This is a genomic window from Streptomyces sp. CGMCC 4.7035, assembly GCF_031583065.1.
Lineage (GTDB): Bacteria > Actinomycetota > Actinomycetes > Streptomycetales > Streptomycetaceae > Streptomyces > Streptomyces yaanensis.
Genome location: NZ_CP134053.1, coordinates 483,573 through 504,632, shown reverse-complemented (window position 1 = coordinate 504,632; position 21,060 = coordinate 483,573). Strand labels below are relative to the sequence as shown.

Genomic DNA, 21,060 nt, shown 5'->3' with positions numbered 1-21,060 from the left:
ACCGGTAATCCGGTTCAACACCACGAGAGCGGTGCGAGAGGAGGAATAGTCCCCTCGCACACAGCGTCCTCGCTGTGTTTTTCAAAGGAACCTCGACCATCGGATTTGTTCCGACGGACGGGGTATCAACATATCTGGCGTTGATTTTTGGCACGCTGTTGAGTTCTCAAGAAACGGACGCTTCCTTTGTACTCACCCTCTCGGGCTTTCCTCCGGGCGCTTCCCTTCGGTCTTGCGTTTCCGACTCTATCAGATCTTTTCTCGATCCGATTTCCTCGGTGCTTTCCAGGTTCCCGCTCTCGCGTTTCCCTTTCCGGCGGTGTCGACTCTATCAGATCCCTCAGTTCCCTTTGGGGCCTGACTCCCTGTCAACCGGGTTGTCTTCCCGGGCCTTTCGGCCGTTCCGACGAGTGAGACTCTAGCGGATTCCTCACTCCCGAGCTAATCGGGGGCTACGCCCTCACGAAAGCTCGAACGCGGATTCCTCATTCCGAAAATACGCATGCCAATGAACACGACGACGAAGCGCCGGTTCTCGGCTGATACTTGCGGAATGGCTGTCCGGGGACCGACCGGAGTCGGCGCTCACGTCGGACAACCCGGAGAACACTACGGATCGGGTCGGGGTGTGTCAACTCGGCCCCGCACCGGCCCCGTGAGGCGTAGTCTCGTTGTCATGACTTCGCGTACGTGCACCCAGCAGTGGTGGGCCGCCTGACGGCGGCCGTACTCACGTATGCACTCAACGGCCGCCGCCCCGGCGGCCGTTCTCGTATCTCCCTCCAGGAGGGGCGGCCGACCGGTCGCGGTGGCCCTGGCCAGGAGGTGGAGAGATGACACGGGTGTTCAGCGGGATCAAGCCGACCGGGCATCTGACGCTGGGGAACTATCTGGGCGCCATGCGGCGGTGGGCCGATGTGGACCAGCACCGGGCCGAGTCCCTGTTCTGCGTCGTGGACCTTCATGCGCTGACCGTGGACCACGATCCGGCGCGGGTGCGCAGGCTCAGCCGGCAGGCGGCGACGCTGTTGCTCGCGACGGGGCTCGATCCGGAGTTGTGCACCCTCTTCGTGCAGAGCCATGTGGACGAGCACTCCCGGCTGTCGTACGTGCTTGAGTGCGTGGCCACCGACGGCGAGATGCGCCGGATGATCCAGTACAAGGAGAAGACCGCGCGCGAGCGGGAGCGGGGCCTGAGTGTGCGGCTGTCCTTGCTGACGTATCCCGCGTTGATGGCGGCGGACATCCTGGCGTACGGGACGGACGAGGTGCCCGTGGGGGAAGACCAGTCGCAGCATGTCGAGCTGACGCGGGATCTCGCGGTGCGGTTCAACCAGCGCTACGGGCACACGTTCGTGGTGCCTCGGGCGACCCGTCCGGAGGTGGCGGCCCGGGTCATGAATCTGCAGGAGCCGACGTCGAAGATGGGGAAGACGGACGACTCGGGGCCGGGGATCGTCTATCTGCTCGACGAGCCGGATGTGGTGCGGAAGAAGGTCATGCGGGCGGTGACCGACAGCGGGTCGGACGTCGTGTACGACCGTGACGCGCGGCCGGGCGTCGCCAATCTGCTGGAGATTCTCGCCGCGTGCGAGGGTGCGGACCCGGAAGCGCTGAGCGGGGCGTATACGACGTACGGCGCCTTGAAGAAGGACACCGCGGAGGCCGTGGTCGAGCTGCTGCGGCCCGTGCAGGAACGGCACAGGGAGTTGTGCGCGGATCCCGGATACGTCGACGGGGTACTGCGGACCGGTGCCGAGCGGGCCAGGGCGCTGGCCCGGCCGCGGGTGGACGCGGCGTACCGGGCGATCGGGTTGCTGCCGGCCTCGTGAAGGCGTGGCGTCCACCGCCCGGGAACGGGCGGTGGACTGCGGGTGCGATCGGTCAGCTGTTGCTGCCGGACGCCAGTTGGCGGCTGCGGTCCCTGGCCGCCTCCAGCGCGGCGATGAGCGCGGCACGCACCCCGTGGTTCTCCAGTTCGCGGATCGCATTGATCGTCGTGCCCGCGGGCGAGGTGACGTTCTCGCGGAGCTTCACGGGGTGCTCCCCGCTGTCGCGGAGCATCACCGCCGCGCCGATCGCGGACTGGACGATCAGGTCGTGGGCCTTGTCGCGGGGCAGGCCGAGCAGGATGCCGGCGTCGGTCATCGCCTCGACCAGATAGAAGAAGTACGCCGGGCCCGAGCCGGAGAGGGCGGTGCAGGCGTCCTGCTGGGACTCCGGGACACGGAGGGTCTTGCCGACCGCGCCGAAGATCTCCTCGGCGTGGGCGAGGTGGGCCTCCGTGGCGTGGCTTCCCGGGGAGATGACGGACATGGCCTCGTCGACGAGGGCGGGGGTGTTCGTCATGACGCGGACGACGGGGGTGCCGGCGGCGAGGCGTTCCTCGAAGAAGGAGGTGGGGATGCCCGCGGCGCCGCTGATGACCAGGCGGTCGGTGGGCACATGGGGAGCGAGTTCGTCCAGGAGCGTGCCCATGTCCTGGGGCTTGACCGTGAGGATGAGCGTGTCGGCGGTCTTCGCGGCCTCGGCGTTGGTGACCGGGGTGACGCCGTAACGGGTGCGGAGTTCTTCGGCTCGCTCGGGGCGGCGGGCGGTGACCAGGAGGTCGGCGGGGGTCCAGCCGGCTCGGATCATTCCGCTCAGCAGGGCTTCGCCGATCTTGCCGGTGCCGAGGACTGCGACTTTCTGGGTCATGGTGCGGGGCCCTCCGGGGGTTGCGTCGTCGTCCGGGTTCATCCTCGCACCGGGGTCGTCGGCTTGGGTGGGTTGTCCGAGGGGCGGGACGTCGTGGGTGGTCGCCGTGGAGGGTTTCGCCCCCGCCGCCCATACCGTCCCGTACCTGGGAGCTGCCGCCCCCCAGACCCCGCTGTCGGCCTTGACGGCCTCGTCCTCAAACTCCCCCAAGCTCTTCGAGCAGGGGGGACCCCCAGACGGGCTCGATGGGTCATGCCGTCCGGCGTCGTAGTGTTGCCGCGCCCAGGGCCAGTACCAGGAGTGCGCAGCCCGCCACCACCAGCGCGTCCCGTAGGAACGTTGCCGTCATGTCGGTGTGCCTGAGGACCTCGTTCATGCCGTCCACCGCGTACGACATGGGCAGGACGTCGGAGATGGCCTCCAGGACCGGGTGCATGGCGGAGCGGGGGGTGAACAGGCCGCAGAGGAGCAGTTGGGGGAAGATCACCGCCGGCATGAACTGGACCGCCTGGAATTCGGAGGCCGCGAAGGCCGAGACGAACAGGCCCAGGGCCGTGCCGAGCAGGGCGTCCAGGAGGGCCACCAGGAGCAGTAGCCAGGGGGAGCCCGTGACGTCCAGGCCCAGGAACCAGACCGCCAGGCCCGTCGCCAGGGCCGACTGGACGATGGCCAGGGTGCCGAAGGCGAGTGCGTAGCCCGCGATCAGGTCGGCCTTGCCCAGAGGCATCGCGAGGAGGCGTTCCAAGGTGCCGGAGGTGCGTTCGCGCAGGGTCGCGATCGAGGTCACCAGGAACATCGTGATGAGCGGGAAGATCCCGAGGAGCGAGGCTCCGATCGAGTCGAACGTGCGCGGGCTGCCGTCGAAGACGTAGCGCAGCAGGAACAGCATCACGCACGGGACGAGGATCATCAGCGCGATCGTGCGCGGGTCGTGGCGGAGTTGGCGCAGGACCCTGGTGGCGGTTGCCGTCGCGCGGGAGTAGGTGAGGGTGCTCCCGGTCGGGTGCGGGATCCGGGTCGTGGTTGCGGTCGTGGTCGTGGTCGTGGTCATCGGACCGGCTCCTTTGCCGCGTGTCCGGCCGTCTTCTTCGCCGCCGCGTCGTCCACCAGGCGCAGGAACGCCTCCTCCACCGTCTCCGCTCCCGTACGGGTGCGCAGGGCGTCCGGGGTGTCGTCGGCGAGGATCTCGCCCTCGCGCATCAACAGGAGGTGGTGGCAGCGCTCGGCCTCGTCCATGACGTGGGACGAGACGAGGAGTGTGGCTCCTCGGTCGGCCGCGATGGTGTGGAAGAGACGCCAGAGGTCGCGGCGCAGGACCGGGTCGAGGCCGACCGTCGGTTCGTCCAGGACCAGGAGTTCCGGGGTGCCCAGGAGCGCGACCGCGAGGGAGACGCGGCTGCGCTGGCCGCCGGAGAGGGTGCCGGCGACGGCGTCGGCGTGCGAGGTGAGGTCGACGTCGGCGATGGCACGGGTGACGTTCTCCCGGCGGCGGTCGGCGGCGGCTCGGCCGGGGTCGAGGATCGCGGCGAAGTAGTCGAGGTTCTGGCGCACCGTCAGGTCGACGTAGACGGAGGGCGCCTGGGTGACGTAGCCGACGCGGGAGCGCAGGAAGGCGTCGCCGGCGGGGAGGCCGAGGACTTCCAGGGTGCCGACGACCTTGGCCTGGGTGCCGACGATGGAACGCATGAGGGTCGACTTGCCGCAGCCGGAGGGGCCGAGCAGGCCGGTGATCCGGCCGCGGGGAACGGTGAAGCCGAGGTCGCGGAGGACGGTGCGGGAGCCGCGTACGACCGTGAGGTGCTCGGCGCGGATGGCCGGGGCGGTGGGGAGGGGCTCGGTGGTCGGGTTCGCGTTCGAGTTCGGGTTCGCGTTCGGGGTTGGCGTCGGAGAGTCAGGGGGACGGCGGCGCCTTATATTCATCATGTGATGAATATTGCGCGCAATGAGGTTGGGCGTCAAGGGTTCGCGAGGGGGAGGGTGGCAGGGGAGGAAGAGGTGATTGCCGTGACGAGCCGGCGCGGTGAGCACCGTGAGTGCGGCGGCAAGGGCGGTGAACGCCGCGAGCGCGGTGAGCGCCGTGAGCGGGCGCGGTGGCCGCGGTGAGTGCGTGAGCGTCGTACCGGTGCCTACGCGCGCGTCGCCACTATCAGTTCCACGTCGTAGACCTCCTCGACGACGCCGTCCGGGAAGGCGTTGAGCAGGTGCTCCCGCTCCTCGGTGAAGAAGGCGTTCGAGCGCTCCTCGCCGAGGACGAGGAAGATCGAATGGCTGCCGATGTTGGCGAGATGGGTGTCGACGGAGACCGTGCGGCTCCAGCGGACGACGTGGCGGATGTGGGGCGGGACCTCGGGAGCGCCCGCGAAGGCGAGTTCGGTGCGACTGCCGCCGGCGCCGCTCTTGGAAGCCTGTTCGCTGCCGAAGTACCGCCCGATGCGGTCCGCCTGCTCGGCGATCCACGGGACGTCCTGGGCGTCCATGTTCCACCACAGCGCGAGCGCCCCGCCCGGGCGCAGGACGCGCAGGGCCTCCGGGACCGAACGGGCTGGGTCGGTCCAGTGCCAGGCCTGGGCGTAGGTGAGGAAGTCGGTGGAGGCGGTGGCGAGGGGAAGGGCGTTGCCGTCGCCGCGGAGGAGGGGGACGTCGGGGAGGGTGCGGCGGAACTGGGTCGCCATGCCGTCGCCCGGCTCCACGGCGACGACGTGCGCGCCGCGGGCCTTGAGGAGAGCGGTGGCTATACCGGTACCGGCGCCGACGTCCGCGACCCGGGCGCCGGCCAGGGGGCGGGCGGCGAGGTCTTCCAGGGCGTCGAAGAGGGCGGGCGGGTAGGAGGGGCGGTTCGCGGCGTACTGGGCCGCTGCGGCGTTGAAGGACTGGGCTCGCACGGAGCGGGAAGGCGCGGTCATACGAACCATGCTGGCGGGGCGGGGGCGCCGGGCACAGCGGTTTCCGGCGGGAGGGGCGGCCGGCGCCCAGGTCAGGAGCGGCGCCTGCGGGCCGGGTTCCCCGTGCGGCGGGAGGCGCGCTTGTCGTGGGCGGCGCGGGCCGTCTCGTACTCCTCGCGGTGGAGTTTCTCGCCGGGTGCCTCGCTCAGCGAGCGCACGAAGTACGCGAGCAGCGAGCCGATGAAGCCGATCGCCAGAAGGCCGCGGAGGGAGGCCTGGCGGTCCGGGTCGGGGCGCTTGGTGAAGGATCCCCAGGTGTGGCCGGACGCCAGCGCGCTGCACACCGCGAACATCACGACGACCATCAGGGTCACGGTTTTGCCCACGTCGGCGATCTGCAGGCCCTGGTAGGCGAAGCGCAGGACGAGGCAGGCGGCCGCGGCGGCCACGAGTGAACCGGCCGACACGGCGACACGGCGGGCCGCGTAGTCGCCGTCGTGGTCCACCCACGTCGTGCCGAAGAAGCGGATCGGTTCGGGGCGGGGGCCCGTGGGGTTGTCCGGAGTGCCGTTCTTGCCGTTCTCGTCGCTCACACGTCGATTATCACTCCGGCCGACCACCGGGTCCCCGCCGCCGTCCGGCTCCGCTCAGCCGCAGCGCGAGGCGACGTAACCGTCGCTGCCCGTGTTCACGTACGCGTCCGCGACGTACTCGCCATTGCTGACGTTGTCCCAGATGTTCGAGGTGCCGTACGGACCCGTCACGGTCGTACCCGGCGTCTGGCAGTAGATCGGAACGCGGGAACCCTCGGGCAGCATGCGCACGATGGTGTAGTTGGTGCCGGGTCCGCTGCGGACATTGAGGCGGACGCCGGGAGCGACGGCGTACGTCTTGATGGTCGCGGCGGCGAGAGCCTCGGCGCCCTCGGCTTCTTCCACATGGTCAACAGACATGCAAAACCTCCCCCGTTGGACCCCATGACTGCCATGGGGTCCCGTTGATTCCCTGAAGTACGCCATTAAACACATGTACGCACTTGACACGCGGAGGCTAGCAAGTCGCGTCGGTCTCGTACGAGTCATCGACTAGGCTCCGTGCGTCGCGCGCGCGGACGAACAGCACGGGGGTGGTTCCATGGCGCCACAGCGCAACACCGGAGCGGGCGCGGAAGCGGAACTTCCCGAATACGCCGGTCACTACCATCTTGAGTCGTGTCTCGGCTCCGGCGGCATGGGCGTCGTCCACCTGGCCCGCAGCACCTCGGGGATGAAACTCGCGGTCAAGGTCGTACACGCCGAGTTCGCCAGGGATCCCGAGTTCAGGGGGCGGTTCCGGCAGGAGGTGGCCGCGGCGCGGCGGGTGAGCGGCGCCTTCACCGCGCCCGTCGTCGACGCCGATCCGGAGGCCGAACGGCCCTGGATGGCCACGCTGTTCATTCCGGGCCCCACCCTGTCCGATCATGTGAAGCGGAACGGCCCCATGGACGCCGCGCAGTTGCGCCGGCTCATGGCCGGACTCGCGGAGGCGCTGCGCGACATCCACCGGGTCGGGGTCGTGCACCGGGACCTGAAGCCGAGCAATGTGCTGCTCGCCGAGGACGGGCCGAAGGTCATCGACTTCGGCATTTCCCGGCCGAAGGACAGCGAGTTGCGCACCGAGACCGGCAAGTTGATCGGCACGCCGCCGTTCATGGCTCCGGAGCAGTTCCGGCGGCCGCGGGAGGTCGGCCCCGCCGCGGACATCTTCGCGCTCGGATCCGTGCTGGTGCACGCGGCGACCGGGCGGGGACCGTTCGACTCCGACAGCCCGTACGTCGTCGCCTACCAGGTCGTGCACGACGAGCCGGACCTGACCGGCGTACCGGAGAACCTCGCGCCGCTGGTGCTGCGCTGCCTCGCCAAGGAGCCCGAGGACCGGCCCTCCCCCGACGAACTGATGCGGGACCTGCGGTCGGTGGCGGCCTCGTACGACACGCAGGCCTTCATACCGGCCCAGCGCACGGCGGATGTGGCCGATGTGCCCAAGCCCGAGCCGCGGAAGCCGGAACGGCGGTCCAAGAAGCGCGTGCCCCGGAACGCGGTCGTGGCCGCCGTCGCGCTGGCCCTCGTCGCGGGTGGTGCGCTCGCCTCTGTCCGGTTGTTCGAGGGGAGCAGCGGCAAGGACACCGGTGCGCGCGGGACGTCGACGGGGGCCGCGTTCGCCGGGTGGGAGGCGGACCCCGTCTCCGCCGACGGGGGCATGCCCCAGTGCTCGTACGGACCGGGGAAGCTGGTCTGTGCCCAGCCGGGGCTCGTCTACGCCCTCGACCCGTCGGACGGCAGCCTGCTGTGGCGGCACTCCGTCACCAGGACGCTGCGGAACGGACCACCGGTCGTGTCAGGCGGTCTCGTCCAGCCGCTGACGGACCAGCGGCGGCACCTGGAAGCCCTCGACCCGGCTTCGGGCGCGACGCGCTGGCAGCGGGACATGCCCGCGTACGGCGGTCTGCGGCCGGCCGGGGGCATGCTCCTGCTCACCGGCGCCGACGGGAAGGTCACCGGTGTGGACAGTTCCTCGGGCGAGATGAAGTGGAAGCGACGGATTCCCGGCCAGAGCGTTCCGTATTTCGCCTCCTTCGCCTCCGTCGCCTCCTTCGCCCCGGATCAGCCTGCCTACGCGACGAGCATCTCCCTTGACGGGTCGAGCACCCGGGTCACCGCCGTGGACCCGGGCACGGGCGACGTGCGGTGGGACGCACGGCTGAAGGGAGCGCTCCAGCCCGTCGGCTCCGCGGACGGCTCGGTCTACTTCCTCTCGGTCGACAGCGCCGAAGGCACTGCGAAAGCCGTGATCCGCTACACCCCGGAGTCCAAGACCTCGCGCCGCGTGGCGCTGCCCGTCCCGCCCGTGGACGCCCGGGCCACCGTACGCGGCAACGTCGTCTACATACTTGCCGCCGGCGGTTCGCTCGAGGCCGTCGACATGGACGCGCGCAAGCGGCTGTGGCACGTGGAAACGTCCGTCAGCCGGGGTTCCGCACCCGTCGCCGACGCCGACCACGTGTACGTCACCACCGCCGACGGGCGCCTGCTGGCCGTGGACGCCCGCACGGGGGCCTTCCTCGGGCAGACCCGGCCGCGCCCCGGCACGAACCCGGCTCAGGTGGTGGCCGCGCTTACCGCCCCCATGGTCTCCGACGGGCGCGTCTACGCCGCCGCACCCGACGGGACCGTCTTCGCCGTGGACGGCCGCGACCCGGCCCGCTGGTAGGACGCGAGCCGGCGCACGCGAAGGGGCCGCCCCCTCTCGGTGGAGGGTGGCGGCCCCGCGCGTCAGAAACTCAGTCCGGCTTGGACACGACCGCGCACACAGCCCGGCCTGGACACGTCCCTCGGACTCAGCCCAGCTTGGACACGTCCCGCACCGCGCCCTTGTCGGCGCTCGTCGCCATCGCCGCGTACGCCCGCAGCGCGGCCGACACCTTCCGGTCCCGGTTCTTCGGCGCGTACACGCCGCCCAGTGCCTGCTCGCGGCGGGCCAGCTCGGCCTCGTCGACCAGCAGCTCGATCGTGCGGTTCGGGATGTCGATGCGGATGCGGTCGCCGTCCTCGACCAGGGCGATCGTGCCGCCCGAGGCCGCCTCGGGGGACGCGTGGCCGATCGACAGGCCCGACGTGCCCCCGGAGAAGCGGCCGTCCGTGATCAGCGCGCAGGCCTTGCCCAGGCCGCGGCCCTTCAGGTACGAGGTCGGGTACAGCATCTCCTGCATGCCCGGGCCGCCCTTGGGGCCCTCGTAGCGGATGACGACGACGTCGCCCTCCTTGACCTGCTGGGTCAGGATCTTCTGGACGGCCTCCTCCTGCGACTCGCAGACGACCGCCGGGCCCTCGAACTGCCAGATCGACTCGTCGACGCCCGCGGTCTTCACCACACAGCCGTCGACCGCGAGATTGCCCTTGAGGACCGCCAGGCCGCCGTCCTTCGAGTACGCGTGCTCGGCGGAGCGGATGCAGCCGTTCTCGGCGTCCTCGTCGAGGGCCTCCCAGCGCTCGGACTGGGAGAAGGCCTCGGCGGAGCGGACGCAACCGGGGGCCGCGTGCCAGAGCTCGACCGCCTCCTGCGACGGGGAGCCGCCGCGGACGTCCCACGTCTTCATCCAGTCCGCCAGGGACGGGCTGTGGACGGCGTGCACGTCCTCGTTCAGCAGACCCGCGCGGTGCAGTTCGCCGAGGAGGGCCGGGATGCCGCCGGCGCGGTGCACGTCCTCCATGTAGTAGGTGCGGTTCTTGGCGACGTTCGGGGCCACCTTCGCCAGGCAGGGCACGCGGCGGGAGACGGCGTCGATCTCCGCCAGTCCGAAGGGGACGCCCGCCTCCTGGGCCGCCGCCAGCAGGTGCAGGATCGTGTTGGTGGATCCGCCCATCGCGATGTCGAGGGCCATGGCGTTCTCGAAGGCCGCGAAGGTGGCGATGTTGCGGGGCAGGACCGACTCGTCGTCCTGCTCGTAGTAGCGGCGGGTCAGGTCCATGACCGTGCGGGCCGCGTCCTCGTACAGCGCCTTGCGGGCGGTGTGCGTGGCCAGGACCGAGCCGTTGCCCGGGAGGGAGAGGCCGATCGCCTCGGTCAGGCAGTTCATCGAGTTGGCCGTGAACATGCCGGAACAGGAGCCGCAGGTCGGACAGGCGTTCTCCTCGATACGGAGGATGTCCTCGTCGGAGACCTTGTCGTTCACGGCGTCGGAGATGGCGTCGACCAGGTCGAGGGTGCGGACCGTGCCGTCGACCAGGGTGGCCCGGCCGGACTCCATCGGGCCGCCGGAGACGAAGACCGTCGGGATGTTCAGGCGCAGGGCCGCGTTCAGCATGCCCGGGGTGATCTTGTCGCAGTTGGAGATGCAGATCAGGGCGTCGGCGCAGTGGGCTTCGACCATGTACTCCACGCTGTCCGCGATCAGGTCGCGGGAGGGGAGGCTGTAGAGCATGCCGCCGTGGCCCATCGCGATGCCGTCGTCCACGGCGATCGTGTTGAACTCCCGCGGGATGCCGCCCGCCTCGCGGATCGCGTCGGAGACGATCCGGCCGACCGGCTGGAGGTGGGTGTGGCCCGGCACGAACTCGGTGAAGGAGTTGGCGACGGCGATGATCGGCTTCCGTCCGATGTCCGCACCGGGTACACCGGAGGCACGCATAAGGGCGCGGGCGCCCGCCATGTTGCGGCCGTGGGTGACTGTGCGGGACCTCAGCTCGGGCATCGTCGCTCGCTCCTTCGGAGAGTTCTGACTCTTGTCGAGCGTACGCCGGTGCTCCAAGGTACGGACGCAAGTGTCCGGAATGCGGGACGCGTGTTTCAGGGACTCCGGATTCCTGATGCACGCTTCAGGGGTTCAGCAGGTGTCCCTGCACCACCGGTGCCACCCGCGCCACCAGTTGCTCCAGGTCGGCCGACGCCAGCGGCTCCACCTTGATCACGTACCGCAGCATCGCGACCCCGACCAGCTGGGCGGCCGCCAGTTCGGCGCGCAGCTCCGCGTCCGGGAGGTCGAGCTGTCCCGCGATGCGGCGCAGCAGCTGTGCGGCGACCAGGCGGCGGAAGACGGCCGCCGCGGTGTCGTTGTTCACGGCGGAGCGGACGATCGCCAGCAGCGGGGTACGGGTCATGGGGTTCTCCCAGACGCCGAGGACGAAGCGGGTGAAGCGCTCGCCGACGGCCTCGCGGGGTCCCTTGGCGATCTCGTCCGGCGCGCTGAGGGCGGGCGCGAAGACGACCTCGATGGCTGCCTCGAAGACCTGCTCCTTGGTGCCGAAGTAGTGGTGCACGAGCGCGGAGTCCACACCGGCCGCCTTGGCGATGCCGCGCACGGACGTCTTCTCGTAGCCGCGTTCGGAGAACTCCTCGCGGGCCGCCTCCAGGATCCGGTCGCGGGTGGCGGGGGCCGCCGCCGTCTCCGTACGGCTGGGCCGTCCCCTGCCGCGGCGGGCGGGACCGGCTCGGGTCTCGCCGGTCTCTCCGGTCGCTCGGGTCTTGCCGGTCGCTCCGGTCACGGGCGGAACACCTCGCTCACCGACGGGGCACCCTGACGGCCGATGCGAGATGCAGGCGTGTGAAGGCGAGGGCCTCCGCGAGGTCGGCCTCGCGCTCCGCGCCCGACATGGCCCGGCGGGTGTTGACCTCGATGACGACGTACCCGTCGAAGCCGGTGAGCGCCAGCCGCTCCAGGACCTCGGCACAGGGCTGGACGCCGCGGCCGGGGACGAGGTGCTCGTCCTTGTTGGAGCCGCTGCCGTCGGCAAGGTGGACGTGACCGAGGCGGGCGCCCATGCGGTCGAGCATTTCCAGGGCGTCGGTACGGGCTGTCGCGGCGTGGCTGAGGTCGATCGTGAAGTGGCGGTAGTCGTCCTTCGTGACGTCCCAGTCGGGGGCGTACGCGAGCATCTCGCGGTCGCGGTAGCGCCACGGGTACATGTTCTCGACGGCGAACCGCACGTCCGTCTCGTTGGCCATGCGCCAGATGCCCTCGACGAAGTCGCGGGCGTACTGGCGCTGCCATCGGAAGGGCGGATGGACGACGACCGTGCCGGCTCCGAGCTTCTCGGCGGCCACGCGGGCGCGCTGGAGTTTGACCCAGGGGTCGGTGGACCAGACGCGCTGGGTGATCAGCAGACAGGGGGCGTGGACGGCGAGGATGGGGACCTGGTGGTAGTCGCTGAGACGGCGCAGTGCCTCGATGTCCTGGCTGACCGGGTCGGTCCACACCATGACCTCGACCCCGTCGTACCCGAGGCGCGCGGCGATCTCGAAGGCCGTCGCCGTCGACTCCGGATAGACGGAGGCCGTCGACAGGGCGACCTTCGCATCCGGGATGCGCACCACTGGATCTGCCACGAGGGACAGGGTACGGGGCGTCGCATTGACATGGGGGCCGGTGGCGGTGCAGGGGGGTGTGGGAAGCGGCACAGCGACCGGATACGGCCGCCGACGGGAGATCTCCCCCTCCGGCTCGGCTCGCGCACCCGTTCCCACCGGGCCTGCGTCCGTCAGCAGCCCACGTGCGTACTCGAACGCGACTCCGGCCCGGCTCACGCTCGACGTGACGCCCACCGGGCTCGCGCTCGACCGGGACGACCGCCGCGCCCGCACTCGACCGGGACGACCGCCGTGGCCACCCTCGGCCGTGACTACGGACGAGCTCCCGTTCGACCCCGACAACCGCCGCGCCCGTACTCGACCGTGACTCCCGCCGCGCCCGCCCGGCAGCCCCAAACCCTCGCCACCGCCCGAGCACCGCTGGACCCGTCCCCGCCCCGGCCCCCGCCGAGACCGCGCCCCCGCCCGGCCGCTCCCGCCGCTCCGGCTAATCCGTCGACATATGGTCCAGCCGGCGCAGGATCACGCCCTCCCGCAGCGCCCAGGGGCAGACCTCCAGCGTTTCCACGCCGAACAGGTCCATCGCGCCCTCCGCGACCAGCGCCCCGGCCAGGAGCTGCCCCGCGCGGCCCTCGGAGACGCCCGGGAGGTCCCCGCGCTGCTCGGCCGTCATCCCGGCGAGCTGCGGCACCCACCCCTCCAGCGACTCCCGCTTCAGCTCCCGCTGCACGTACAGCCCGTCCGCGGAGCGCGCCGCACCGGCGAGGCGGGCGAGCTGCTTGAACGTCTTGGACGTGGCGACGACATGATCGGGCGACCCAAGGCGGCTGAACTCGCCGACCGTACGGGCGATCTCCGCCCGCACATGGCGGCGCAACGCCCTCACGTCGGCCGGGTCCGGCGGGTCCCCGGGCAGCCAGGCCGAGGTGAGCCGGCCCGCGCCGAGCGGCAGTGACACCGCCGCGTCGGGTCCCTCGTCCATGCCGTACGCGATCTCCAGCGAGCCGCCGCCGATGTCGAGGACGAGCAGCTTGCCCGCCGACCAGCCGAACCAGCGGCGGGCCGCGAGGAAGGTCAGCCGCGCCTCCTCCTCGCCGGTCAGCACCTGGAGCTCGACGCCGGTGGCGTCCTTGACCCGAGCCAGGACGTCGTCCGCGTTGCTCGCCTCGCGCACCGCGGAGGTGGCGAAGGGCAGCAGGTCCTCGACACCCTTGTCCTCGGCCGCTTGGAGGGCGTCCAGGACGACGGCGATCAGCTTGTCGATCCCTTCGGGACCGATCGCCCCACTCTCGTCGAGAAGTTGCGCGAGCCGCAGCTCCACCTTGTGCGAGTGCGCGGGCAGCGGGCGCGCGCCGGGGTGGGCGTCCACCACCAGCAGATGCACCGTGTTCGAACCCACGTCGAGGACACCGAGTCTCATGTACGGAACGCTACTGCCAGTACGACGATCCACAGTCCCCGGAGCGGACCCGGGCCACTTACCCTGGATGCGTGCCAAAGACGAAGAAGGCGAAACCCGACAAATCCTCCAAGGGATCGAAGGATTCTTCGCAGGTGAGGGCGTCCAGGTCCAAGAAAGCCCCGAGGGCGAGCGACGAGAAGGGGCTCGACTTCGCGCGCGCGTGGGTGGAGTTTCCGGATCCCGCCGACGACGAGCAGGTCTTCCGGTGCGATCTGACATGGCTGACCTCGCGCTGGAACTGCATTTTCGGAAGCGGCTGCCAGGGCATCCAGGCGGGCCGCGCGGACGACGGGTGCTGCACTCTGGGGGCGCACTTCTCGGACGAGGACGACGAGAAGCGGGTGGCCGAACACGTGGCACGGCTCACGCCCGAGATCTGGCAGAACCATGACGTGGGCATGGAGACGGGCTGGGTCGCGGAGGACGACGAGGGCTCGCGGCAGACCCGCCCGTACGAGGGCTCGTGCATCTTCCAGAACCGGCCCGGTTTCCCGGCCGGGGCGGGCTGCTCGCTGCACATCCTGGCGCTGCGGGAGGGCCGCGAGCCGCTGGAGACGAAACCGGATGTCTGCTGGCAGCTGCCGATCCGCCGGACGTACGAGTGGATCGACCGGCCCGACGACACCCGGGTCCTTCAGGTGTCGATCGGCGAGTACGACCGCCGGGGCTGGGGGCCGGGCGGCCACGATCTGCACTGGTGGTGCACCTCGGCGACGTCGGCGCACGGCGCGGGCGAGCCGGTGTACGTCTCGTACCGGGCCGAGCTGACCGAGCTGATGGGCAAGGCCGGGTACGACCGCCTGGTCGAGCTCTGCGAGCAGCGACTGGCCTCCCAGCTGCCGCTGGTGGCACCGCACCCTGCGGATCCGGTGGACTGAAACCATTCCCCCGTCCCCCATCCCCCATCCCCCGTCCCGCCCCCACCTCCGCCTCCGCCTACGAGGACGGGCTCGGCGTCGCGCTGTCCGTAGGCGTCGGTGTCGGGGTCGGCGGGTCGGAGGAGGGCGGACTCGTGGGTGTCGGGTCCGTCGGGGTCGGGTCACCGGGCGTGGGGTCCGGGGCGGTCGGGGACGGATCACTCGGCACGGGACCGGGCGGGTCGGTCTGCGTGGGAGTGGGGCGCGGGTCGGACGGGCCCGCCGCCCCGTATCCGTCGATCGAGACCACGGCGTCCGCGGGTGCCACCGCCACGCGCGCGTGCCAGGGACCGGCCGGCTCGCGGAGGTGGTCGACGTACACCCGGACCGTGAACGTTTCCCCTGGGGCGAGCGTGCCGGAGGACCGGTTCAGGTAGAGCCAGGAGACACCCGTGGACACGGACCAGCGGACCGGTGAACTCCCGGACGCCTTGAGCGTGATGAGGGTCGTGGTGCCGTCGTTCCCGGCCGTGACCGTGAGATGTCCCGCCCCCGGCGCAGCCGTCTTCACGCCGATGACCTCGACGGAGACGTCGGGCGAACGCCCGTCCCGGCCGAAGCGGACGCCGGGGCTCGTACTGGCGTTGCCCGCGTTCTCGTAGTCGTCCGCGTTCTCACCGCCGAGCGTGTCGGAGCCGTGCACCTCGCGCGCGGTGACGGTGCGGCCGTCGGTGCCCTCGCCGATGAGGGGCGCGCCGCGATAAGCGGCCCACAGGGCGAGGACGGGGGCGGCGACCACGGTGGCGACGACGGTCGTGGTGACGGCACGCGCGCGCAGTCGGTCGCGGCGGTCCGCGTGGTCCTTCGGGTCCATGGGGAAGCCGCGCCGGTCGAAGCGGGGAGCACTGCCCCGCGCGCGTGGGGCATGCGCCATCGCGACGTGGAGGGCCGCGCGCGGGGCCTCCAGTACGGGGAGCGCGGCGGGTGTGACGCTGGTGCCGGGCCACCGGCCGGGGACCGCGCGCTCCGCGGTGCGGCGGCAGCGCGGGCAGTCGTCGACGTGCCGGACGAGCTCGCGGCGCAGGGTGGCGCCGAGGACGAACTGCTGGTCGCCGGTGAACCCGGCGACGCTCGGACAGGTGCCCGTCTCGACGACGGCGAGGGCGGCACGGGTGCGCTCGACCTCGCAGGCAGCCGAGGCGAGGAGCTCGCGCGCGGAGGCGAGGCTGATGCCCAGCACGGCCGCGACCTCGTGGGCGGCGAGCTGGTGGCGTACGGCGAGTTCGAGTGCCTCGCGCTGCTCGGGGGTGGTGCCGGCGGCCTCCGGCCAGGCGAGCCGGGCGAGCTCGCGCCGGCGCTGCTCCTGGGCCTCCTCCGAGAGGGGCACGGCGCCGATCGCCTCGGCCGCGCGCCGGTCGGCGGCCTCCGTGTGCCCACGGCTGCCGCGGTCGCGCCCGGCGGCGTGTCCGCCCTGACGGCGCCGGGCGTCGGCGAGGCTGCGCAGACAGGACCAGCGGGCGAGGGCGTACAGCCAGGCGCGGCGGTCATCGGGGGCGCTCGGGCCGCGCGTGCCGCGGCGCTCGGCGAGTGCGAGGGCCTCCCCCAGGGCGGCGGTCGCCGCGTCGTGGTCACACAGCACGGACAGGCAATAGGTGAACAGTCCGTCCAGATAGGGCTCGTAGCGCGGGGGCGGGTGCTGTGCCGTGGTGCGGGTGTCAGCGCTACGAGGCACGCTGCCCCGCTTGCGCGCGTGTCCGCGCGCCCGGTGTGCGCCGGTGGCGTGCGTCGAGGTCTGCCGCCTGCTGCTCATCACCTGTGCGACCGTAGGCGCCTGAGGGTGGCACCTTCTTCCCCCTTGCGCACTTTTACTCCGTACGGGTGAAACGATCCCTCATAAGGGGACAGGAGCGGTGGATTCCGCAGCTCACTCCGGGGAAGGGTGCACGGAGTGCGCCTCCAGGGCCGGCAATGATTCCCCGGCCGCGCCGGAGTATCCCTTCGACGGCGCCCCGCGCCCGGCCCTCAGAAGATGCCCCCTCTCCGTGCCCGACAAGCGCCTCTCCGTCTCCGACAAGCGCCCCGTCCGTCCCCGACGGCACCCCTGCCGGCCGCCGACGGCACCCCCTCCACCCCCGGCCGTGGCCCCCTCCGTCCCTGGCGGTTCCTCCTCTGTCAGTGGGCCCCGCTACGGTTTCGTCCATGGCTGCCCGTACGAAAACCACCAAGGACCGGCCGTCCTACCGCTGCACCGAGTGCGGCTGGCAGACGGCCAAGTGGCTCGGCCGCTGCCCCGAGTGCCAGGCCTGGGGGACGATCGAGGAGTACGGTGCGTCCGCCGTACGGACGACGACCCCGGGCCGGGTGACGACGTCCGCCGTGCCCATCGGCCAGGTCGACGGGCGGCAGGCCACAGCCCGCTCCACCGGCGTGCCCGAGCTGGACCGGGTCCTCGGCGGCGGGCTCGTGCCGGGCGCGGTCGTGCTGCTCGCCGGCGAGCCCGGCGTCGGCAAGTCCACCCTCCTGCTGGACGTCGCGGCCAAGGCGGCGAGCGACGAGCACCGCACGCTGTATGTGACGGGTGAGGAGTCGGCGAGCCAGGTGCGCCTGCGCGCCGACCGCATCAAGGCCATCGACGACCACCTCTACCTGGCCGCCGAGACCGATCTGGCCGCCGTACTCGGCCACTTGGACGCGGTGAAGCCCTCGCTCCTCATCCTCGACTCCGTACAGACCGTCGCCTCCCCCGAGATCGACGGTGCGCCCGGCGGCATGGCCCAGGTGCGCGAGGTCGCCGGGGCACTCATCCGCGCCTCCAAGGATCGCGGCATGTCCACCCTCCTGGTGGGCCACGTCACAAAGGACGGCGCGATCGCGGGCCCGCGCCTGCTCGAACACCTTGTGGACGTCGTCCTGCACTTCGAGGGCGACCGGCACGCGCGCCTGCGCCTCGTACGGGGCGTCAAGAACCGATACGGCGCGACGGACGAGGTCGGCTGCTTCGAGCTGCACGACGAGGGAATCACGGGCCTGGCCGACCCCAGCGGCCTGTTCCTCACCCGCCGCGACGAGCCGGTCCCCGGCACCTGTCTGACCGTCACCCTGGAGGGCCGCCGCCCCCTGGTGGCGGAGGTCCAGGCACTGACCGTCGACTCGCAGATCCCCTCCCCGCGGCGTACGACATCCGGCCTGGAGACCTCCCGCGTCTCGATGATGCTCGCCGTCCTGGAACAGCGCGGCCGCATCAGCGCACTGGGCAAGCGGGACATCTACTCCGCGACCGTCGGCGGGGTCAAGCTCTCCGAACCGGCCGCGGACCTGGCGATCGCGCTCGCGCTGGCGAGCGCCGCGAGCGACACCCCGCTGCCGAAGAACCTGGTGGCGATCGGCGAAGTGGGCCTGGCGGGCGAGGTCAGACGGGTCACGGGGGTCCAGCGCCGACTGGCCGAAGCACACCGTCTGGGCTTCACGCACGCGCTCGTACCGACCGACCCGGGCAAGGTCCCGCCCGGGATGAAGGTGCTGGAAGTGGCGGACATGGGGGACGCCCTGCGGGTCCTTCCGCGCTCCCGTCGTCGAGAGGCCCCACGGGACGAGGAGGACCGCCGGTAGACTTTGCCCTGGTCTCGCCCGTCCATACGAACCGAGTGTGCGACATGGGAGCGCCTAAGAACCTGCGACCGGAGGAGTGCAGTGGCAGCCAACGACCGGGCAGCAGCTCCCGGAAAGTCCGGTGGGAGTTCCGGTGCCGATGGCCTGATGCGCGCCTCACTGAGCGCCGTGGCACCCGGTACGGCCCTACGTGACGGCCTTGAGCGGGTGCTCCGCGGCAACACGGGCGGTCTCATCGTGCTCGGCTCGGACAAAACCGTCGAGGCGCTGTGCACGGGCGGTTTCGTCCTGGACGTCGAGTTCACGGCCACCCGCCTGCGGGAGCTGTGCAAGCTGGACGGCGGCATCGTGCTCTCCTCGGATCTGTCGAAGATCCTGAGAGCCGGGGTGCAGCTGGTGCCGGACCCCACGATCCCGACGGAGGAGACGGGCACGCGCCACCGTACGGCGGACCGGGTGAGCAAGCAGGTCGGCTTCCCCGTGGTCTCCGTCTCCCAGTCGATGCGTCTGATCGCGCTGTACGTCGACGGACAGCGCCGCGTCCTGGAGGACTCGGCGGCGATCCTGTCCCGCGCCAACCAGGCCCTGGCCACCCTTGAGCGGTACAAGCTCCGCCTGGACGAGGTAGCCGGCACGCTCTCCGCGCTGGAGATCGAGGACCTGGTCACGGTCCGGGACGTCTCGGCGGTGGCACAGCGACTGGAGATGGTCCGCCGCATCCGCACCGAAATCGCGGAATATGTGGTCGAACTGGGCACCGATGGCCGCCTCCTCGCCCTCCAGCTGGACGAGTTGATCGCGGGCGTGGAACCGGAGCGCGAACTGGTGGTCCGCGACTACGTGCCCGAGCCCACCGCGAAGCGTTCCCGCACGGTCGACGAGGCACTGTCCGAGCTGGACGCGCTGACCCACGCCGAGCTCCTCGAACTGTCCACGGTGGCCCGCGGGTTGGGCTACACCGGCTCCCCCGAGGCCCTCGACTCGGCGGTCTCCCCGCGCGGCTTCCGGCTGCTGGCGAAGGTCCCGCGGCTGCCCGGCGCGATCATCGACCGCCTGGTGGAGCACTTCGGGGGCCTCCAGAAGCTGCTCGCGGCGAGCGTCGACGACCTCCAGACGGTGGACGGCGTCGGCGAGGCCCGCGCCCGCAGCGTGCGGGAGGGGCTGTCGCGACTGGCGGAGTCCTCGATCCTGGAGCGGTACGTCTAGCCTCCGGCCGACCGGCCCCATGTCATCCGGCACTCGGTGCAGACGCGACCGCCCCAGGGGCTTCGACCCCGGACCCCCGTCGGCCTGAACGGCCTCGTCTCAAGTCCCCCGAGCTCTTCGCGCAGGGGCAGCCCCGGATGGGCCGGATGCAGCTGGACTCGGCTGAAACCCGCGGGTGAAGGGGGCGGGGGGCAGGAGGCCGACGAAAACCCAGTGGAGGCACGCCGCCCCCGCGTCTACGTTCGGAGGATGAGCACCCGCACTTTCCGCATCATGGTCCGCGGCGTCTTCGACGGGCTCGACGACGGTCAACGGGCCGAACTCCTGGCCCGGGCCGCGGAGCACGACGTGCTGCGCGCGGCCTTCACCCCGGAGGGCCACCTCAGCTACGACGTCTCCGCCCGCCCCGCCTTCACCTTCCGTTTCCTGGACTCGGGCGAGGCCGAGGAGGACATCCTGGAGGCGACGGAACGCGCCGAAGAGGCCGCGAAGGCCTGGCTCGACGAACGCGGCTACGGCTACAGGAACCTCCGCTCCAAGGCCGAGGACCTCTCCCAGGCACCGCTCGGCAAGCGTCAACGCCGGGCGCTCAGGGAATCCTGACCGGAATCTAGTCCTTCGACAGCACGAACGACGTCTGGACCTTCGGGAAGCCGGAGGCCTTCACCTCCACCAGGTACGTGCCCGCCGACGCCGAACCCGCCGCAGGCGTCGCGCAGTCCGGGGCGCTCGACTTGCGGTCCCACTTCACCGTGTAGGCGACCTGGTTGTTCGCGGGCACACGGAACAGCACGCTTCCCGAACCGCTCGGGCAGTCGGCCGAGGACCAGATGTCGTCGTCACTGCCCGACTGAGTGATCGTCAGCACCGCGTTCTTCGGACCGAGGTCGACCTTGCAGTCGGTGCCGGACGAGTTCTTGGCGATCAGATCGAAGGTGGGGGTGTCTCCGGGCGCGTACGCGTTGTGGGCGCTCTTCAGCGTCAACTCGACAGCGTTCGAGGTGCAGTTGGGCAGTGACGAGCCCGAACCGGCCGGCAACTGACCGCCGGAGGAGCCGCTGCCGTCGCTGCCTCCGGCCCCGTCGTCCGGCCCACCGGATCCGGAGTCCGCCCCACCGGAATCGCCGGCCCCGGGTGACCCCGAACCGTCCCCACCGGTCGACTCGTCGCGCCCGCCCGGGTGTTGGCTGATCGCGGGCCCGGTACCGGACGGACCTGGCGTGATCGACGACGTGGGGTGCTTCGCGTCCGAACCGCCCGCGCTGTTCTTTCCCCCGCCACCGCCTGAGGTGACCACCCAGGCGACGAGCAGCGCCAACAGGGCGAGCACAGACAGCAGTACGGCCCTCCGTCGCCAGTAGATGGAGGAGGGAAGCGGCCCGACCGGATTGCGCAGAGATCCCACGGCGCAAACTGTACGAGAGAACGGAGCCGCGCCTTGCCCCACCCGCCGCCGTAGCCCCAACTTTTCCGGATCATCATCTCGCGAAGGGCTTGGGAACTT

The 21,060-nt window shown here is 71.1% G+C and carries 18 protein-coding genes; 6 read left to right on the top strand and 12 right to left on the bottom strand.

Annotated features, from left to right (window positions below; all coding sequences use genetic code 11):
* The first annotated feature begins 833 nt into the window (after nt 1–833).
* The gene (gene trpS / locus Q2K21_RS02170) at nt 834–1,832 is read left to right on the top strand and encodes a tryptophan--tRNA ligase (protein ID WP_310763355.1); all 999 of its coding nucleotides are present in this window, start codon (nt 834–836) and stop codon (nt 1,830–1,832) included.
* 52 nt (nt 1,833–1,884) lie between these two features.
* On the opposite strand, the gene proC is transcribed toward trpS, so the two are convergent.
* The 6 genes from proC to Q2K21_RS02140 form a co-directional block, all read right to left on the bottom strand.
* Nucleotides 1,885–2,697 carry a pyrroline-5-carboxylate reductase gene (gene proC, locus Q2K21_RS02165; protein WP_310763354.1) on the bottom strand — a complete coding sequence of 271 codons (813 nt, stop codon included), beginning with the start codon at nt 2,695–2,697 and terminating at the stop codon, nt 1,885–1,887.
* A 250-nt stretch (nt 2,698–2,947) separates the two neighbouring features.
* Nucleotides 2,948–3,748: an ABC transporter permease gene (locus Q2K21_RS02160; protein WP_310763353.1), complete on the bottom strand. Its 801-nt coding sequence runs from the start codon at nt 3,746–3,748 to the stop codon at nt 2,948–2,950.
* Entirely contained in the window at nt 3,745–4,620 is an 876-nt protein-coding gene (locus Q2K21_RS02155; protein ID WP_310763352.1) for an ABC transporter ATP-binding protein, read from the bottom strand. Before Q2K21_RS02155 ends, Q2K21_RS02160 begins: the two co-directional genes overlap by 4 nt.
* A 203-nt stretch (nt 4,621–4,823) precedes the next feature.
* Nucleotides 4,824–5,600 (bottom strand): class I SAM-dependent methyltransferase, encoded by a 777-nt coding sequence (locus tag Q2K21_RS02150; protein WP_310763351.1) that lies wholly within the window; start codon nt 5,598–5,600, stop codon nt 4,824–4,826.
* A gap of 71 nt (nt 5,601–5,671) precedes the next feature.
* Nucleotides 5,672–6,172, bottom strand: coding sequence for an EamA/RhaT family transporter (locus Q2K21_RS02145; RefSeq protein ID WP_310763350.1), 501 nt, complete (start codon nt 6,170–6,172; stop codon nt 5,672–5,674).
* Between the two features lie 54 nt (nt 6,173–6,226).
* Nucleotides 6,227–6,532 carry an SH3 domain-containing protein gene (locus Q2K21_RS02140; protein ID WP_310763349.1) on the bottom strand — a complete coding sequence of 102 codons (306 nt, stop codon included), beginning with the start codon at nt 6,530–6,532 and terminating at the stop codon, nt 6,227–6,229.
* Nucleotides 6,533–6,713: 181 nt separating this feature from the next.
* Here Q2K21_RS02140 and Q2K21_RS02135 point away from each other — a divergent pair, with 181 nt between their 5' ends.
* Entirely contained in the window at nt 6,714–8,828 is a 2,115-nt protein-coding gene (locus tag Q2K21_RS02135) for a serine/threonine-protein kinase (protein ID WP_310763348.1), read from the top strand.
* A 127-nt stretch (nt 8,829–8,955) separates the two neighbouring features.
* On the opposite strand, the gene ilvD is transcribed toward Q2K21_RS02135, so the two are convergent.
* From ilvD to Q2K21_RS02115, 4 genes are all read right to left on the bottom strand, one after another.
* Nucleotides 8,956–10,809, bottom strand: a complete 1,854-nt coding sequence (ilvD, locus tag Q2K21_RS02130) for a dihydroxy-acid dehydratase (RefSeq protein WP_310763347.1) — start codon at nt 10,807–10,809, stop codon at nt 8,956–8,958.
* Nucleotides 10,810–10,933: 124 nt separating this feature from the next.
* Nucleotides 10,934–11,599, bottom strand: coding sequence for a TetR/AcrR family transcriptional regulator (locus Q2K21_RS02125; protein WP_310763346.1), 666 nt, complete (start codon nt 11,597–11,599; stop codon nt 10,934–10,936).
* A gap of 16 nt (nt 11,600–11,615) precedes the next feature.
* Complete coding sequence (locus tag Q2K21_RS02120; RefSeq protein WP_310763345.1) at nt 11,616–12,440, bottom strand: sugar phosphate isomerase/epimerase family protein; 825 nt, start codon at nt 12,438–12,440, stop codon at nt 11,616–11,618.
* 469 nt (nt 12,441–12,909) lie between these two features.
* Nucleotides 12,910–13,842 carry a Ppx/GppA family phosphatase gene (locus Q2K21_RS02115; RefSeq protein WP_310763344.1) on the bottom strand — a complete coding sequence of 311 codons (933 nt, stop codon included), beginning with the start codon at nt 13,840–13,842 and terminating at the stop codon, nt 12,910–12,912.
* Nucleotides 13,843–13,913: 71 nt separating this feature from the next.
* Between Q2K21_RS02115 and Q2K21_RS02110 the strand changes: the two genes are divergently transcribed.
* Nucleotides 13,914–14,762, top strand: a complete 849-nt coding sequence (locus tag Q2K21_RS02110; protein ID WP_310763343.1) for a hypothetical protein — start codon at nt 13,914–13,916, stop codon at nt 14,760–14,762.
* 58 nt (nt 14,763–14,820) lie between these two features.
* Here the strand turns inward: Q2K21_RS02110 and Q2K21_RS02105 are convergent, their stop codons facing one another.
* Nucleotides 14,821–16,554, bottom strand: a complete 1,734-nt coding sequence (locus tag Q2K21_RS02105) for an RNA polymerase sigma factor (RefSeq protein WP_310763342.1) — start codon at nt 16,552–16,554, stop codon at nt 14,821–14,823.
* 386 nt (nt 16,555–16,940) lie between these two features.
* Between Q2K21_RS02105 and radA the strand changes: the two genes are divergently transcribed.
* From radA to Q2K21_RS02090, 3 genes are all read left to right on the top strand, one after another.
* Nucleotides 16,941–18,350, top strand: coding sequence for a DNA repair protein RadA (gene radA / locus Q2K21_RS02100; protein ID WP_310763341.1), 1,410 nt, complete (start codon nt 16,941–16,943; stop codon nt 18,348–18,350).
* An 81-nt stretch (nt 18,351–18,431) separates the two neighbouring features.
* Nucleotides 18,432–19,556, top strand: coding sequence for a DNA integrity scanning diadenylate cyclase DisA (gene disA, locus Q2K21_RS02095; protein ID WP_310763340.1), 1,125 nt, complete (start codon nt 18,432–18,434; stop codon nt 19,554–19,556).
* A gap of 249 nt (nt 19,557–19,805) precedes the next feature.
* Entirely contained in the window at nt 19,806–20,159 is a 354-nt protein-coding gene (locus tag Q2K21_RS02090) for a DUF6204 family protein (RefSeq protein ID WP_310763339.1), read from the top strand.
* A 7-nt stretch (nt 20,160–20,166) separates the two neighbouring features.
* Here Q2K21_RS02090 and Q2K21_RS02085 read toward each other — a convergent pair whose 3' ends face one another.
* A complete protein-coding gene (locus Q2K21_RS02085; protein ID WP_310763338.1) occupies nt 20,167–20,961 on the bottom strand; it encodes a hypothetical protein in 795 nt (264 codons plus the stop codon).
* Between the last annotated feature and the right edge of the window lie 99 nt (nt 20,962–21,060).

Coding starts and splice junctions, on each gene's coding strand:
- Q2K21_RS02150 (WP_310763351.1), bottom strand. CDS start 5,600: ATGACCGCGCCTTCCCGCTCCGTGCGAGCCCAGTCCTTCAACGCCGCA.
- Q2K21_RS02160 (WP_310763353.1), bottom strand. CDS start 3,748: ATGACCACGACCACGACCACGACCGCAACCACGACCCGGATCCCGCAC.
- Q2K21_RS02115 (WP_310763344.1), bottom strand. CDS start 13,842: ATGAGACTCGGTGTCCTCGACGTGGGTTCGAACACGGTGCATCTGCTG.
- Q2K21_RS02135 (WP_310763348.1), top strand. CDS start 6,714: ATGGCGCCACAGCGCAACACCGGAGCGGGCGCGGAAGCGGAACTTCCC.
- trpS (WP_310763355.1), top strand. CDS start 834: ATGACACGGGTGTTCAGCGGGATCAAGCCGACCGGGCATCTGACGCTG.
- ilvD (WP_310763347.1), bottom strand. CDS start 10,809: ATGCCCGAGCTGAGGTCCCGCACAGTCACCCACGGCCGCAACATGGCG.
- Q2K21_RS02090 (WP_310763339.1), top strand. CDS start 19,806: ATGAGCACCCGCACTTTCCGCATCATGGTCCGCGGCGTCTTCGACGGG.
- Q2K21_RS02155 (WP_310763352.1), bottom strand. CDS start 4,620: ATGATGAATATAAGGCGCCGCCGTCCCCCTGACTCTCCGACGCCAACC.
- proC (WP_310763354.1), bottom strand. CDS start 2,697: ATGACCCAGAAAGTCGCAGTCCTCGGCACCGGCAAGATCGGCGAAGCC.
- Q2K21_RS02140 (WP_310763349.1), bottom strand. CDS start 6,532: ATGTCTGTTGACCATGTGGAAGAAGCCGAGGGCGCCGAGGCTCTCGCC.
- radA (WP_310763341.1), top strand. CDS start 16,941: ATGGCTGCCCGTACGAAAACCACCAAGGACCGGCCGTCCTACCGCTGC.